This is a genomic window from Pontibacter rugosus (genome assembly GCF_042678745.1).
In the GTDB taxonomy this organism is placed as follows: Bacteria; Bacteroidota; Bacteroidia; order Cytophagales; family Hymenobacteraceae; genus Pontibacter; species Pontibacter rugosus.
In genome coordinates this window covers 1-14,984 of sequence record NZ_JBHTLD010000016.1, presented here as the reverse complement: position 1 = coordinate 14,984, position 14,984 = coordinate 1, and the positions used below count along the sequence as shown (strand labels likewise).

Here is a 14,984-nt window from a genome sequence, read left to right as displayed (position 1 = left end):
ATGGAGTCTGTAGACCTAATTTATAAAGCGATTTACATCCTGGTTATTTTCGGTATCACCTTATTGATAGCGACTTACTCAACCTATTTTGAACGTAAAATAGCTGCTTTTATTCAGGACCGTGTGGGGCCGAACCGTGCAGGACCTGCCGGCTTGTTACAACCACTGGCCGATGCGGGTAAATTGTTTTTTAAAGAAGACTTTATACCTGCCAAATCAAACAAAGCACTGTTCATCATAGGTCCTGGTATTGCTATGCTGGTAGCAACTATGTCTAGCGCTGTTATACCTTTTGGGGACAGGCTGTTGATAGATGGCCGTGAGGTGTTTTTACAGGCTATAGAAGTTAATATTGGTGTACTTTATATTTTTGGTGTTGTATCGTTAGGTGTATATGGCCTGATGATTGGCGGATGGGCTTCTAATAATAAGTTCTCATTACTAGGTGCTATACGTGCAGCATCCCAAAACATTAGCTATGAACTGGCCATGGGACTTTCACTCATTGCTATTCTGATGATGACGGGTTCGCTTTCGCTACGTGAAATTGCGGCACAACAGGCAGGTTTTAACTGGAACATCTGGTATCAACCATTAGGCTTTGTTATCTTCCTGGTATGCGCCTTTGCGGAGTGTAACCGTACTCCGTTTGACTTACCTGAAAGTGAGGCAGAACTTATTGGTGGCTACCACACAGAGTATGGCTCTATGAAACTAGGGATGTACTTGTTTGCAGAGTATATAAACATCTTCGTAGCATCCGCTGTGATGTCAACACTATACTTTGGCGCTTACAACTTCCCTTTCATGCTGGAGTTAGAAGCATGGCTAGTAGATGCTACAGGAAGTGTAGTAACAGCAAATAATATTGTAACACTGCTTGGTGTAGTAGCCATGTTTGCAAAGATATTCCTGTTCATCTTCTTCTTTATGTGGGTACGCTGGACGCTTCCGCGCTTCCGTTATGACCAACTGATGAAGCTGGGATGGCAGATTCTGATTCCACTGGCTATTCTGAACATCATCCTGACAGGTGGCGGAATTCTGCTGAAAGACTATTTATTTTAAACTATAGTACCGAAATTTGAATGTTGCCTGCCGGTAACCTGTTGTAGGTTAAAGCAGCTTCGCAACAATCATAATTGACTTAGAGATGGAACCACTATCAAATAGAAGAAAGCAACTGGAGAAAAAGGAGATGACGTTCGCTGAAAAGGCGTACTTGCCTGCTATTGCCCAGGGACTTGGTATAACTTTAAAACACTTCTTTAAAAAGAAAGCAACCGTACAGTACCCGGAGCAAACGCGCGAGCGAAGCGAGCACTGGCGCGGACTGCACGTGCTGAAACGCGATGAGAAAGGTGCAGAACGTTGTACAGCTTGTGGTTTGTGCGCCGTGGCCTGCCCTGCCGAAGCCATTACCATGACAGCTGGTGAGCGCAAAGTGGGAGAAGAGAATCTGTATCGTGAAGAGAAGTATGCTGTAACCTATGAGGTAAACATGCTGCGTTGCATTTTCTGTGGTCTTTGTGAAGAAGCATGCCCTAAGGCAGCGATATTCCTGCAGGATGACAAAATTGCACCGGCCCGTTACGAGCGTGACGAGTTTATTTACGGCAAAGACCGTTTAGTTGAGCCTCTTAAAACCACTGAAACGAAATAACCCGATGACTGAGAGTCTTTTCTTTTTCCTTGCTTCGCTAACACTGCTTTGCGCCTTAATGGTGGTTATATCTAAAAACCCGGTGCACAGTGTACTGTTTTTGATCATAACCTTTTTTACCATTTCGGGCCACTATATTCTGCTTAACGCACAGTTTTTGGCTGCTGTAAATATTATTGTGTATGCAGGTGCGATCATGGTGCTTTTCCTGTTTGTGATCATGTTCCTGAACATGAGTAAAGAATCTGAGCACAAAGTAAAAACATCAACACTCAGTAAATTTGCTGGCGCAATAGCCGGAGGCTTGCTGTTTGTTGTGCTTATTGCAGCGCTAAAAGAAACAAGCCTTGTAGGATATAACCCGGAGGTATATGACTCGCAGATAGGTATGGTAGAGAACTTAGGATTTGTGCTTTACACGCAATACCTGCTGCCTTTTGAGTTAGCCTCTGTGTTGTTTCTTGTAGCGATGGTAGGAGCCGTAATGCTTGGAAAAAAAGAACAAGGCGAGCAACACTTTTAACAACAGTTATCTTGTCCATAAAAAAAGGAGCCGGTTTCATGAAACCGGCTCCTTTTTTTATGGACAAGATTTTACTTAACCTGAAGCTGCAGCTCTAATAACTCAGAATGTCCCAAATCATCATCGGACACCACTATTACTTTAAAAAAGCCTTGCTCCTCCCCTTGCATCACAACCAGAGACTCCGCCTTGCCTATATAAGGTGAGTTATCTGAATTCCTGATGACCACAGCAGGAACCGTTAAGGGCTTCAAAGCATCTGTGGCATAAGGCAAAGCCTTTAAATCAATTACTCCGATAAAGCTTCCTAACACTTCGCCATCTTCTATCGCATTAGGTGCATCCTCTATCGAGGCGGTAAAAAACAGCTTGTCACCTAAAGTATAAGCGCCAGAAAAACTTGCCCTGTGCTGCTCCGCAGAAGGTAATTCAAAATGATAAACAGCCGCTGCCGGTATAGCACCATCGTTCATCAGAAAATGCTTGAAGTCGTTTGAGTCAAACCGAATCAGCACATTTGCACCTGGGCCCAGCGGTCGTTGCATCAGATAAGTATAGGTGTTATCTATCGCCAGACCTTCCAGATTAAGCTGTCCCTCCGTTTCCAGTTTAAGTACCCGTTTCAGGAAAGTATAAAACCGGCTTAAGTTCAACTCCCGCACAGCATTGCCCTCCGACAAGTTTACCAGAAATCCTTTGTTCCGGGCATCTGTGGCTCCAGAACCAAGTAGCAGGAGCATTTCATCTCTGCCATAGGTAAAATGAGCCATACTTTCCAGATCCGGTTTGATAGCTTTGGGAATACGACCAGTGGCAAAATCAGCTGTATCGAACAAAGCATACGTCTGCTCCAGTTTAAACTGCTCATTCAGCTTGTACAGAAAAGGTGAGTCGTCGCCAACTATATAAAAGAAGTTTTGTACGTACTCCAGCCCCGAGGCAGAGGGAATACTCTGGTAAAAGTACTTTCGCTGCGTGGTGGCAGTAAGTTCAAGTTGCTTCATCTGTTCAAGGGCTCTTAGGGACGTACCGGAAACTGTCGGCTTATCTGTTTTGCAGGATGGCAGCAATAACAACAGGTAAGCAAAGGCAAGTACATATAGATGTTTCATAGTTTAATTTGATTTCATCCCTAGCTACGCAATTTTGGTTTAAAAGTATAAGTTCGGACAGATACTGACAGACTTGCAATTAAACCTAAAAATACCTCAAAACAGGCAGCAGCAACAGAAAACCAGTCGCTTCAACTGGAAACCAGCATGTAATAAGAATAGGAAATATGTTATGGTTTTTACAAAAATGGGGATAACTTTGCGTCTTGATTTTTGGACAGTTATATAACGCTAATACGTTCAGCCAAACAAAATGAACAACATACCTGAGGTCATCAGAACCATTCCATTAGAATATTACCTGTTTTTTAGTGCGGCGTTATTTGTGATTGGTATTATCGGTGTACTTACGCGCCGCAATGCCATTGTCATTTTTATGTGCGTGGAGCTTATGCTGAATGCAGTAAACTTACTACTCACAGCCCTTTCTGCTTATCGCGCTGATGCCAATGCACAGGTTTTCGTGTTTTTTATCATGGCGGTAGCGGCCGCTGAAGTATGTGTGGGTCTGGCCATTATTGTAATGACTTACCGCAACATCCGCTCTACTGATGTACAACTGCTGAATTACCTGAAGTGGTAACAGCCTTCCAAGACACTGAATAGCTTAACACATATACAGATGCAAGAGATTGTAATGCCGATTAACAACCAGGGAATGGCGCTGCTCTGTCTGCTTATTCCGTTGCTGCCGCTGGCCGGCTTCATCATCAACGGACTTGGCAACCGCAGCATAGCCAAAGGCCTGGTAAGCTTTATTGGTTGCAGCACGGTGCTGGCCTCTTTTCTACTTACTGCTTACCTGTTCCTGGACTTCACTTCTAACGGAAGCCGCAGCTACACAGTTGATTTCTATAACTGGATTTCAGTGGGCAACATGCGCATTGGCTTCTCCTTCCTGATCGACCAGCTCACGCTCCTGATGATGCTGATGGTAACAGGTATAGGTTTCTTTATTCACCTGTACTCTGCTGGCTACATGAGCCACGATGAGAACTTCGGTAAGTTTTTTGCCTTCATTAACCTGTTCATGTTCTCGATGTTACTGCTTGTGATGGGCTCTAACTACGTAATGATGTTTGTGGGCTGGGAAGGAGTTGGTTTATGCTCATACTTACTAATCGGCTTCTGGAACAAGAACACCAGCTATAACAATGCGGCAAAGAAAGCTTTTGTGATGAACCGTATTGGTGACTTAGGCTTTTTGTTAGGCATCTTCCTGATCTTCATCACTTTCGGATCTGTATCTTACCCGCAGGTATTTGCAGAGGCAGTAAACTACACAGGAGGCATAGACTCTACTGTGATGATCGCCATCACCCTGCTTCTGTTTGTTGGGGCCATGGGTAAAAGTGCTCAGATTCCGCTGTTTACCTGGCTACCAGATGCGATGGCAGGTCCTACGCCAGTGTCTGCCCTAATTCACGCGGCAACCATGGTAACGGCAGGTATTTACATGGTTGTTCGCTCTAATGTGTTGTTCGTTCTGGCCCCGACTACACTGGAAATAATCGCTGTAATTGGTGTAGCAACGGCTGTATTGGCTGCTACTATTGGCCTCGCGCAAAATGACATTAAAAAAGTATTGGCTTACTCTACCGTTTCGCAGCTAGGTTACATGTTCCTTGCGCTAGGTGTGATGGCTTTTTCTTCTTCCCTTTTCCACGTACTGACACACGCTTTCTTCAAAGCACTATTGTTCCTGGGCGCAGGTTCTGTTATCCATGCAATGAGCAATGAGCAGGACATCCGTAGCATGGGCGGTTTACGCAAGTATCTCCCGATTACCTTTGTCACTTTCCTGATTGGTACACTTGCCATTGCTGGTATCCCTCCTTTTGCTGGATTCTTCTCGAAAGATGAGTTGCTGGCGCACGTATGGGAACACAGCAAACTACTTTGGGGCTTAGGTATGCTAGCCTCTTTTATGACCTCCTTCTATATGTTTCGCCTGGTATTCCTGACATTCTTCGGAACCTTCAGAGGTACGGAGGCACAGAAAAGCCACCTGCACGAGTCGCCAATGTCTATGACCATTCCGCTTATCGTGTTAGCCATACTATCAACAGTAGGTGGATTCTTAGGGATTCCGGCCGTGTTTGGTGAAAACAGCCATGTGCTGCAGAACTACCTTGCACCAATCTATACTTACGCACGCGTTGCAAACGCAGCTGCGGTAGAACCACTTCACCTGGACCACGCTACAGAATGGATGCTGATGGGATTATCCGTTGCTGTAGCCGTAATTGCTGCTATCATCGCTTATGTGATGTATGTGAGTAAGAAAACTGTTCCAGTTGCAGAGGGTACCAAGCTTTCTTCTCTCCACAACCTGGTGTACAACAAATATTATATCGACGAGCTGTACAATGCGCTTATCGTTCGCCCAATCCTATGGATGTCAACTGTGTTCCACCGTGTACTGGATGTGATAGTGGTAGATGGCATTGTGAATGGCTTTGGTAAGCTTACCATGCTGAGCGGCCGTACACTTCGCTTCGCACAGAGCGGTGCCATTGGCTTTTACCTGCTCGTGATGGTGTGCAGCATTGTACTGATTCTATTTTTAAACTTCTTTATCGGATAAGGTTCATAGCAGATGATCATTACAGCTCTATTACTTTTCTGGCCTGCCTTAGCCGCACTTATTGTGTTGCTGATAAAAGGACAGGGTGCTAAGAAAGTGGCTTTTGTAGCAGCGCTCGTTGAGTTTGCACTAACATTAGTAGCCCTATCAGGCTTTAACACAGAACTTGGTACCACTCAACTCGGCCTTAGCTTTCCCTGGATAGAGAGCGCTGGTATTAGCTTTAGCATTGGCATGGACGGCATCAGCTTGCTGATGGTGTTACTCACCACGTTCCTGATACCATTGATAATCCTTTCTGCCTTTAAGCACGACTACAAAAACCCAAATGTTTTCTATGCCCTTATTCTGTTTATGCAGACTGGGCTGATTGGAGTTTTCGTGGCGATGGATGCTTTCCTGTTTTACTTTTTCTGGGAAGTGGCGCTTATTCCGATCTACTTTATCGCTGCCGTTTGGGGCGGGGAGAACAGAATCCGTGTTACGTTTAAGTTCTTTGTATACACCATCTTCGGTTCGTTGTTTATGCTGGCGGCATTTATATATTTATACTTGCAGACACCAGGCACGCACTCATCCGATGTAAATGCATTTTACCAACTGGCACTCTCAAGCGAGTCGCAAAGCTGGATCTTCTGGTTCCTCTTTATCGCTTTCGCCATTAAGATGCCGATTTTCCCATTCCATACCTGGCAACCTGATACGTATACAGAGTCGCCTGCACAGGCTACGATGCTGCTTTCAGGCATCATGCTGAAAATGGGTATTTACGGCGTGCTGCGCTGGTTGCTTCCGGTGGTGCCTTTTGGAGTGAGCCAATGGGATGAAGTGGTGCTTATACTTGCTATTATAGGTATCGTATACGCTTCTATCATCGCCATCCGCCAAAGCGACCTGAAGCGCCTGATCGCTTATTCTTCTATTGCACACGTTGGCTTGATTGCCGCAGGTATTTTCACGCTGAACGAGCAAGGCCTGCAAGGTGGTGTTATACAGATGCTAAGCCACGGTATTAACGTAGTAGGCTTATTCTTTATCATAGACATTATTTTCAGCCGCACACAAACACGTGAGATCATTGGCCTGGGAGGTATTACGCAGAATGCAAAAATGCTTTCCATCTTCTTTATGATCCTGCTGCTGGGTTCTGTAGCACTGCCGCTTACAAACGGCTTTGTTGGTGAATTCCTGCTATTATCAGGCGTGTTCCAGTACAATCCCTGGTTTGGAGCTGTAGCTGGCCTAACCATAATATTGGGTGCTGTATACATGCTGCGCATGTTCCAGGGTGTGATGTTTGGTACTAAGTCAGAATTGACACAGCACTTTACCGACCTGACTTTTAATGAAAAAGCTGTATTGATTCCGCTGGTCATAATGGTATTCTGGATCGGGTTGTTCCCAAACACTTTCCTGAGCATTTCGGAACCTGCAGTACATAACCTGCTTAGCATTATTAACCGCTAAACAGTTAAAGAGAAACGTTTTTACAGAAATACGACGACATGACTTCGATCATACTTCTATCTGTTTTCGGCATCATAAACCTTTTTGTAGGTTTTATGAAATCCAAGAAGGTATTACTGCCCTTATCCCTGCTATTCCTGATAGTAGTTTTTGGCGTGAACCTGCTTAGCTGGAACGATACGCAGAGCTACTTCAACAATATGCTCACCATCGATAACTATGCGGTGGCGTTCACGGGCATTATGGTATTCACAACGCTCCTGCTAGTCCCCTTTTCACAGCGTTACGTGGATAAGGCAGATTCTAACCTGGCTGAATATTACTCGCTGCTGCTTTTCTCTCTGGTAGGCGCCATCATGATGGTAAGTTATGAGAACCTGCTTATGCTTTTCATTGGCATTGAGATTTTATCTATTGCCATGTATGTGTTGGCTGGTAGCGACAAAACCAGCTTAAGATCTAACGAAGCAGCCTTAAAGTACTTCCTGATGGGGTCCTTCTTCACAGGCATTATGCTTTTTGGTATTGTGATGATCTACGGCGCCACAGGAACCTTCAACATCACAGAGATTGGAGCTGTACAAGTTGCTGCAGATGGTCTGATGAGCACTATGTTTGTAATAGGCCTACTGCTGCTGATTATTGGTATTTCTTTTAAAATATCTGCTGCTCCGTTTCATTTCTGGGCACCTGACGTGTACGATGGTACGCCTACCTTCTTTACAGCCTTCATGTCAACGGTTGTAAAGACAGCTGGTGTTGCTGCTTTCTATAAGTTAATGGTAGCCGCTTTTGCAGCATCTTATACTACCTGGTTCCCAACGCTGATAGCAATTACTGTTCTAACACTTATAGTAGGTAACATTGGCGCTGTTGTACAAACCAGTGCAAAGCGGATGCTGGCTTATTCCAGTATTTCGCACGCTGGGTACATGCTGATGGCGCTGATTGCTTTCAACCAGTCCTCTGATGCCTCTATCTTCTTTTACTCCGTTTCTTATGCTGCGGCCACCATTGCAGCCTTCGGTGTACTGAAGATGGTACAGGACCAGCGTGGCAGCGCGGCTTACGACGCTTTCAATGGCTTAGGCAAAACAAATCCGCTGCTTGCTTTTGCTATGACAGTTTCAATGCTTTCTCTGGGTGGTATTCCGCTTACAGCAGGCTTCTTCGGCAAGTTCTTTGTATTTACATCTGTATTACAAAACCCGGACATGATTTGGCTAGTGGTGCTGGCTGTAGTGCTGGCAGCAGTAGGTATTTACTACTACTTCCGTGTGGTAATAGCCATGTACTTAAGGCCTGTTGCTGCTGAAAGAATTCAGGTTGGAAGCTTTGCCTCCTTCACCCTGATCTTTATCACCATACTGACCATTCTTCTAGGTATAGCTCCAGCGTTAGTAAGTGATTTGATCTAAAGAAAAACTACACATTATACTTACAGCAGCGGCTGCCTTTGTTAAGGCAGCCGCTGCTGTTTTATAGCTAAGGTAATTAGATCAGCCTAAACGCTCGCAGAATATATAGACGCTGCAAAGTCTTATAAGTAATGCTGCGTGAAATACTTCTTCTGAGCAGCTCAAACGACTTTATAAGTATATCTACACCTGTTTGTGTCTGTGGCAGCGTGCTTCACCCGAACCCATACTTCCTTATCTCACCACCTTCCGAGCCTATACATACAATAATCCTGTAAATCCTGCTACTGACACTTGGTACATGATTGGTCAGGTGGCAATCTGTTCCTCCAAACTAACTTGCTGCCCATCTAAGTATAGAATCTGTAGCACACCCTCCACTAATTACACAGGCGTCTTTCAACACCACTTATCCACATATCCACACCACTATAAGGAAAAAGGCCTTAAATAGTGGATAAACATGGTTTTCATGACTCAATCCACATAGTTATCCACATTGCCAACAACTATAGCTCCAAAATGTGGATGAAAAAGAAAGGCCTGCCGCTGAAATCAGCGGCAGGCCTTTGCTATATGTTTATAAGCAGTTGTTACCCTTTTGAAAGGTTTTTCAAGTTTATGTGTAATTCGTCGAGCTGCGCTTCAGCTATGGGAGCAGGTGCATCAATCATCACATCACGTCCAGAATTGTTTTTCGGGAAGGCGATGTAATCACGAATTGAGTCAGATCCTCCAAATAGCGAACACAGACGGTCGAAGCCAAAAGCAATACCACCATGTGGCGGTGCGCCATACTCAAAGGCATTCATCAGGAAGCCAAACTGTGCCTCCGCTTCCTCTTTTGTAAAGCCCAGCAAGCTAAACATCTGTGACTGTAACGTACGGTCATAGATACGGATAGAACCTCCTCCTACTTCCACACCGTTTATTACCATGTCGTAGGCATTGGCACGTATTGCACCCGGGTTGCTCTCGATCAGGTGCAGGTCCTCTAACTTAGGAGAAGTGAATGGGTGATGCATGGCGTGATAACGCTGCGCCTCCTCATCCCACTCAAGCAGAGGGAAATCAACTACCCAAAGCGGAGAGAATACATTCTTATCACGAAGGCCCAAGCGAGTACCCATTTCCAGACGCAGTTCGTTCAGCGCTTTGCGTGTCTTATCAGCTCCACCGGCCAATACAAGTATAAGATCGCCTGGCTTGGCATCGAAAGCATTTGCCCACTCCTGCAGATCTTCCGGGGTATAAAACTTGTCTACAGATGATTTCACGCTGCCGTCTTCGTTCACGCGCGCATATACTAAACCAGTAGCACCAATCTGTGGGCGCTTCACATAATCAGTTAGCTCATCCAGTTGCTTGCGGGTAAAGCTGGCGGCACCTTCTGCACAAATACCAACTACCAATTCAGCATCATCAAACACTTTAAAGCCTTTATCTTTTACCAGTGGATTTAGCTCTACAAACTGCATCCCGAAGCGGGTATCAGGCTTATCAGAACCATACAGGCGCATAGCATCAGCGTATGTCATGCGTGGCAGCTTCTCAATATTCACACCCTTCACTTTATCAAAAAGATGTTTTATAAAGCCTTCAAATGTATTCAGAATATCTTCCTGCGTTACAAAAGACATTTCGCAGTCTATCTGCGTGAATTCCGGCTGTCGATCGGCTCGTAAGTCTTCGTCGCGGAAACATTTTACGATCTGAAAATACTTATCAAACCCAGATACCATCAGCAGCTGCTTAAAGGTCTGCGGCGACTGTGGCAGGGCGTAAAATTCTCCGGCGTTCATACGGCTAGGAACCACGAAATCGCGGGCTCCTTCCGGCGTAGATTTAATTAGATAAGGAGTTTCTACCTCAATAAAGTTAAGGCCATCGAGGTAGTTGCGTGTTTCGCGCATCATGCGGTGGCGTAGCTCCAGGTTACGGCGCACAGGTGTGCGGCGCAGGTCCAGGTAACGGTAGCGCATACGCAGGTCGTCTCCACCGTCTGTCTCGTCTTCAATCAGGAATGGAGGCAGTTTAGCAGGATTCAGAATTTCAATCTTAGTTACCTGAAGCTCCACATCACCCGTAGGTATATTTTCATTTTTAGAGTAACGCTCAATTACTTTACCAGCAGCCTGAATTACGTACTCACGGCCCAGGCTCCTGGCCTGCTCCATTAATTCAGCAGAAGTAATGCCTTCGTCCAGGGATAGCTGTGTGATGCCGTATCGGTCACGCAAGTCAATCCACAGCATACCGCCTTTGTCGCGCAGGCGCTGTACCCAACCGGTTAAAATTACCTCTTCGCCAACATTGGCCTGGCGAAGCTCGCCGCAAGTGTGAGTTCGGAACATAATGTATAATGTACTGTATGGTTATTTACAAATGTAAGAATCTTAACGCTCGTTTGCCTGCTTATGCTTAAACAACTTAGTCGAGCATATCGCGCATGGCCTCCACATTATTTACCTGTATGGCGTCAGGTTTCATGTTGATCATTTTAGCGATACGAGAACGGGATTTACCTCCAAACAACGCTACCTGTAGCCCCTGCTCCTTCGCCTGCTGTACCTGTGCAGCACTTACGTTGCGCCCATTGGCACAAACGCCTTGCAGGTTGTAGGTTTGTGCCTGCTGCAAACTTTGCTCAAAGTTGTCTCCCGTATCTATCATCAACTGTGCCTGCGGCTCTACATCCCGAAAAGCAACTAGAAAATCAGGGTTCGGAGAAATAAACACTAACTTCTGTAGCGGGTAGTCATACTTGCGCAGCATCGCCATTAAGGTTTGTGCATAGTATAAATGCCGCCCTGCATCATGGTTGCGCAAGTCAAGGTGCAGGTATGGCAGCTCGGGATAGGCGGCAAACCGCTGCAGCAAAACTTCTAAGGTGATGATTTTTTCATCATGAAAGATATCATACAAAAAACCACCTTTATACTTTAAACCGACTACCTCTGCTGCCGGCATTTCATCAATCAGCCCTGTTGCGGCCGTGCTGCTCTCCAGGTACACATCGTGGTACAGAACAGGTGTGCCATCTTTTGTCAGCTGCACATCTACCTCTACTCCATCTGCATCCTGCTCTTCCATTGCCTTTACAATAGAGGCCATACTATTAGCAGGCAGTGGATTGAAGGGATTAAAAGGAGAAAGAAACCCTGATCCCGCATGTCCTATAACGAGCACTTGGGTATGTTCTATTTTATCGTGCCTGTACAGCAACCAGGCACCAAGAGCAAGTGCAAGTACAAACACTGCCAGCACTCCAACCCCTATCTTTCGCGGTAACTGCCGCTTCGACGCATTATGTACTATAGCCAATTTAAAAAATAGTTTATTTTAACAACGAAGGTAACACAGAATCTTTATAATTACCCTTAAATTTGCAGTCGCACAAAAACAGCATACATGCAAAGCACCTCCCAATCAAGTGTCGCTAAGGTTTTTACAGCAGATGCGGCCACGTTAGGCCAGCCACAGGAGCGCTATATCATTCCGCTTTCTACTATACTTATCATAGCAGCGGCTGTACGTATAGCAGCTGCCTTCTTTTCAAAAGGTTTTGCTTTCAGCGATGACCATTTTGATGTGATTACTATTGCGCAAGGCTGGCTGGATGGGTTTCCGCTATGGTTGAATGAGCCAATGCCGCCGCGCCACAGTATGCTATATGTGCTTATTCATTACGCGATTTTTTATGTGATGGAAGGTGTGGGCATTTTCAGCCCGGATACTAAAATGCTGGTTGTGCGGCTAGTGCATGCCCTGTACTCGCTTCTGGTGGTGTTCTTTGGCTATAAGCTAACCAAACGATTATCTAACAAAGCAAATGCGAGACTGGTGGGGCTGATGCTGGCACTTGTCTGGTTTATGCCTTTTATGAGTGTGCGCAACCTGGTAGAGATGGTGTGTATTCCGCCATATCTGGCTGCTTTTTACTTAATGGTAAAAGAGGAACAGTTGGAGCGTAAGCGTGTGATGCCTTACTTCTGGGCGGGTGTACTGTTTGCCTTAGCCTTCACTTTCCGCTACCATACTATGTTGTTTGGAGCTGGAGCAGGATTAGTGCTGCTCTACAACCGCCAATGGCGCGATGCACTGGCTTTGGCAGCAGGTTTTGCGTTAGCGGCATTTCTGATACAGGGCACCATTGATATCATCTTCTTTGACTATCCCTTTCACTCTATTGTAGCTTACTTCCTGTACAATACAGAGAATGCCTATGGCTACAGCACAGGACCGGTTTATCGTTTTGCACTGACCATACTTGGCTTTCTTGTACCGCCGGTAAGCGCTTTCCTGGTGGTGGGTTATGCTCGCACTGCCAAACTGGCGCCAAAGCTTTTCTGGGGCGGACTTATCTTCTTTGTGGCGCACTCGTTGTTCCCCAATAAGCAGGAGCGATTTATTTTGCCACTACTTCCCCTGATCATGGTGCTGGGCGTTATCGGTTGGCAATCTTTTGTGCGCCAGTCGGTTTTCTGGCAGAAGCGTCGCAAGTTATTAGCAATTAGTTGGGGATTCTTTTGGGTAATTAACCTAATAGCTGCCGTAGGACTTGCCTTTACTTATACTAAAAAGAGCCGTGTAGCCCCGCTGGTATACTTATCAGACAAACCTAACCTGGACGGTGTTGTACTGGAGTTTGGAAACCACAGTGTAAAAACCCCGCCTCTCTTTTACCTGGGCCGCCCAAGTGTGGTGTATGATGAATATCTAACAGACGAGGACATGGTGTGGGAGGAGTACTTACAAGGAAAAAAACAACTTCCCGAGAACTTCATCATGGTCTATACTTTAAATGAAGACAAGACCCAACAGGAATTCAGCAAAGAAATAACAGCGTCGCCTTACAAAACCGACTATGTGGTAGTAGTAGGCACCGATGATATGGACGAGCGCATGGCACGCCTGCATACCTTCTATCCAAACCTAGAACTGGAGCATTCCATTACGCCATCGCTGTATGACCAAGTGTTGCACCTGCTAAACCCAAGAGTACATAAAAACGAGCATGTGCAGATTTATAAGGTGGTGAAGTAGGTTGTTTAAGTATAATTTAAAAATCGAAATTTAACAAAGGGCAAATCCGCTTGTGCCGAGGATTGCTTCTGCTATACTTCTTATACCCAACCGCTGGCGCGAGTTTTCAACTCGTGCCCTACTATGATGTTGAGCTTGTAGCTCAACTGGCTTGAAAAGTCATCTCTGAATAGCTTCTGCTATACTAGCTATACTTTCATAGCCTCAGCCTACTGCATTTTCAACGAAGCTATTTTTCTGGCTTCTGCTCATCCTTCAGTTCGCAAATACAATTCCTTTCACCTTTGGCTTTGGAGCGCCCAAGCCTGGGGTAAGGCCCTCGATAAGGGCGTCGCGTGGGACCGAAAAACTCGCATAGGCGCTCAACCCAGGAACTGGAAACAGGTTCGATAGCAGCTGATCATATAGTCCAGTCAGGTACAGCCTTTTCCGCCCGGTGTCGCCAGCCATACAACCTATACTTATGAAATGGTATCAGCCGAAATGCCCCTCCTCGGAGGGACAGGGATAAATTAACTGTATAACAGTAACTACAGTGTTATACTTTGCCATACTTATAATTAAGGAGGAGCAGGTATCGTATGCAGCTATGGCTTACTTTACCTTGTAAAGGTATAGAGGTAGTTGATGGAGAAGTTCCAGAAAAAGACTATCACAATAGCACAGAACTTAGCTACGTAGAAGTTAAACTTACCCCGGTCTGAGAGGAGGTAAATGATAAAGTTGTTCAGCAGTAATCCTACCAATGCCACAACAAGAAACTTACCGTATTGCATACCAATGGCAGGGTCAGCACTGTGGAAAGTCCAGATGCGGTTAAGGTAAAAATTGCTTGCCGTGGCTAACAGAAAGCCCAGGCTGTTTGCCACATACTTATTCCAGTGCAGCTTTTCTTTTGCCAGATACGTCACTCCAAAGTCGAGCAGCAGACCCGAGAATCCTACCACTCCAAACTTTAAGAACTTAAAGAAAAGGTTCTGTAAACTTTCTGACATGAGGTTGTTGCTTTGCGTTGTGTACAGGCCATAGCACAGGCGATACAAAAGTAATAGACTTAAGGCAGGCAACCAACCTTCTACTATTTGAATCTCATAATTAGTAGTTCTTCCTTATACAAGAGTTACTTCGTTGCCACCCGCACATTTGTCGAGAAAAGGACCTGATTGGT

13 protein-coding genes are annotated in these 14,984 nt (G+C 45.4%); 8 read left to right on the top strand and 5 right to left on the bottom strand.

Annotated elements, in window-relative coordinates; all coding sequences use genetic code 11:
• From nuoH to ACFQ2O_RS03330, 3 genes are all read left to right on the top strand, one after another.
• Nucleotides 1–1,068 carry an NADH-quinone oxidoreductase subunit NuoH gene (gene nuoH / locus ACFQ2O_RS03340; RefSeq protein ID WP_377522908.1) on the top strand — a complete coding sequence of 356 codons (1,068 nt, stop codon included), beginning with the start codon at nucleotides 1–3 and terminating at the stop codon, nucleotides 1,066–1,068.
• Between the two features lie 85 nt (nucleotides 1,069–1,153).
• Complete coding sequence (locus ACFQ2O_RS03335; protein WP_377522906.1) at nucleotides 1,154–1,663, top strand: NuoI/complex I 23 kDa subunit family protein; 510 nt, start codon at nucleotides 1,154–1,156, stop codon at nucleotides 1,661–1,663.
• Between the two features lie 4 nt (nucleotides 1,664–1,667).
• Complete coding sequence (locus tag ACFQ2O_RS03330; RefSeq protein WP_377522904.1) at nucleotides 1,668–2,186, top strand: NADH-quinone oxidoreductase subunit J family protein; 519 nt, start codon at nucleotides 1,668–1,670, stop codon at nucleotides 2,184–2,186.
• Nucleotides 2,187–2,257: 71 nt separating this feature from the next.
• Here the strand turns inward: ACFQ2O_RS03330 and ACFQ2O_RS03325 are convergent, their stop codons facing one another.
• On the bottom strand, nucleotides 2,258–3,298 hold the full coding sequence (locus ACFQ2O_RS03325; RefSeq protein ID WP_377522903.1) for a DUF6929 family protein: 1,041 nt from the start codon (nucleotides 3,296–3,298) through the stop codon (nucleotides 2,258–2,260).
• Between the two features lie 253 nt (nucleotides 3,299–3,551).
• Between ACFQ2O_RS03325 and nuoK the strand changes: the two genes are divergently transcribed.
• The 4 genes from nuoK to ACFQ2O_RS03305 are packed head-to-tail and all read left to right on the top strand — an operon-like array spanning nucleotide 3,552 to nucleotide 8,770.
• A complete protein-coding gene (gene nuoK, locus ACFQ2O_RS03320) occupies nucleotides 3,552–3,881 on the top strand; it encodes an NADH-quinone oxidoreductase subunit NuoK (protein WP_377522902.1) in 330 nt (109 codons plus the stop codon).
• A gap of 39 nt (nucleotides 3,882–3,920) precedes the next feature.
• A complete protein-coding gene (nuoL, locus tag ACFQ2O_RS03315; RefSeq protein ID WP_377522901.1) occupies nucleotides 3,921–5,885 on the top strand; it encodes an NADH-quinone oxidoreductase subunit L in 1,965 nt (654 codons plus the stop codon).
• 15 nt (nucleotides 5,886–5,900) lie between these two features.
• Nucleotides 5,901–7,352 (top strand): complex I subunit 4 family protein, encoded by a 1,452-nt coding sequence (locus ACFQ2O_RS03310; protein WP_377522963.1) that lies wholly within the window; start codon nucleotides 5,901–5,903, stop codon nucleotides 7,350–7,352.
• Nucleotides 7,353–7,390: 38 nt separating this feature from the next.
• Nucleotides 7,391–8,770 (top strand): NADH-quinone oxidoreductase subunit N, encoded by a 1,380-nt coding sequence (locus ACFQ2O_RS03305; protein ID WP_377522899.1) that lies wholly within the window; start codon nucleotides 7,391–7,393, stop codon nucleotides 8,768–8,770.
• A 593-nt stretch (nucleotides 8,771–9,363) separates the two neighbouring features.
• Here ACFQ2O_RS03305 and aspS read toward each other — a convergent pair.
• Both aspS and ACFQ2O_RS03295 read right to left on the bottom strand, forming a co-directional pair.
• Complete coding sequence (gene aspS / locus ACFQ2O_RS03300) at nucleotides 9,364–11,124, bottom strand: aspartate--tRNA ligase (RefSeq protein ID WP_377522898.1); 1,761 nt, start codon at nucleotides 11,122–11,124, stop codon at nucleotides 9,364–9,366.
• A gap of 76 nt (nucleotides 11,125–11,200) precedes the next feature.
• Nucleotides 11,201–12,094: a glycerophosphodiester phosphodiesterase gene (locus tag ACFQ2O_RS03295; protein WP_377522896.1), complete on the bottom strand. Its 894-nt coding sequence runs from the start codon at nucleotides 12,092–12,094 to the stop codon at nucleotides 11,201–11,203.
• An 87-nt stretch (nucleotides 12,095–12,181) separates the two neighbouring features.
• Here ACFQ2O_RS03295 and ACFQ2O_RS03290 point away from each other — a divergent pair, with 87 nt between their 5' ends.
• Entirely contained in the window at nucleotides 12,182–13,816 is a 1,635-nt protein-coding gene (locus ACFQ2O_RS03290; protein WP_377522895.1) for a glycosyltransferase family 39 protein, read from the top strand.
• Between the two features lie 255 nt (nucleotides 13,817–14,071).
• On the opposite strand, the gene ACFQ2O_RS03285 is transcribed toward ACFQ2O_RS03290, so the two are convergent.
• On the bottom strand, nucleotides 14,072–14,266 hold the full coding sequence (locus ACFQ2O_RS03285; protein WP_377522894.1) for a hypothetical protein: 195 nt from the start codon (nucleotides 14,264–14,266) through the stop codon (nucleotides 14,072–14,074).
• A 149-nt stretch (nucleotides 14,267–14,415) separates the two neighbouring features.
• A complete protein-coding gene (locus tag ACFQ2O_RS03280) occupies nucleotides 14,416–14,811 on the bottom strand; it encodes a GtrA family protein (RefSeq protein ID WP_377522892.1) in 396 nt (131 codons plus the stop codon).
• Nucleotides 14,812–14,984: the final 173 nt, after the last annotated feature.

Excerpts from the sequence above, each read along its gene's own strand:
- aspS (WP_377522898.1), bottom strand. The coding sequence starts at position 11,124 with ATGTTCCGAACTCACACTTGCGGCGAGCTTCGCCAGGCCAATGTTGGC.
- ACFQ2O_RS03325 (WP_377522903.1), bottom strand. The coding sequence starts at position 3,298 with ATGAAACATCTATATGTACTTGCCTTTGCTTACCTGTTGTTATTGCTG.
- ACFQ2O_RS03330 (WP_377522904.1), top strand. The coding sequence starts at position 1,668 with ATGACTGAGAGTCTTTTCTTTTTCCTTGCTTCGCTAACACTGCTTTGC.
- ACFQ2O_RS03335 (WP_377522906.1), top strand. The coding sequence starts at position 1,154 with ATGGAACCACTATCAAATAGAAGAAAGCAACTGGAGAAAAAGGAGATG.
- ACFQ2O_RS03280 (WP_377522892.1), bottom strand. The coding sequence starts at position 14,811 with ATGTCAGAAAGTTTACAGAACCTTTTCTTTAAGTTCTTAAAGTTTGGA.
- nuoK (WP_377522902.1), top strand. The coding sequence starts at position 3,552 with ATGAACAACATACCTGAGGTCATCAGAACCATTCCATTAGAATATTAC.
- ACFQ2O_RS03290 (WP_377522895.1), top strand. The coding sequence starts at position 12,182 with ATGCAAAGCACCTCCCAATCAAGTGTCGCTAAGGTTTTTACAGCAGAT.
- ACFQ2O_RS03285 (WP_377522894.1), bottom strand. The coding sequence starts at position 14,266 with ATGGCTGGCGACACCGGGCGGAAAAGGCTGTACCTGACTGGACTATAT.
- ACFQ2O_RS03305 (WP_377522899.1), top strand. The coding sequence starts at position 7,391 with ATGACTTCGATCATACTTCTATCTGTTTTCGGCATCATAAACCTTTTT.
- nuoL (WP_377522901.1), top strand. The coding sequence starts at position 3,921 with ATGCAAGAGATTGTAATGCCGATTAACAACCAGGGAATGGCGCTGCTC.
- nuoH (WP_377522908.1), top strand. The coding sequence starts at position 1 with ATGGAGTCTGTAGACCTAATTTATAAAGCGATTTACATCCTGGTTATT.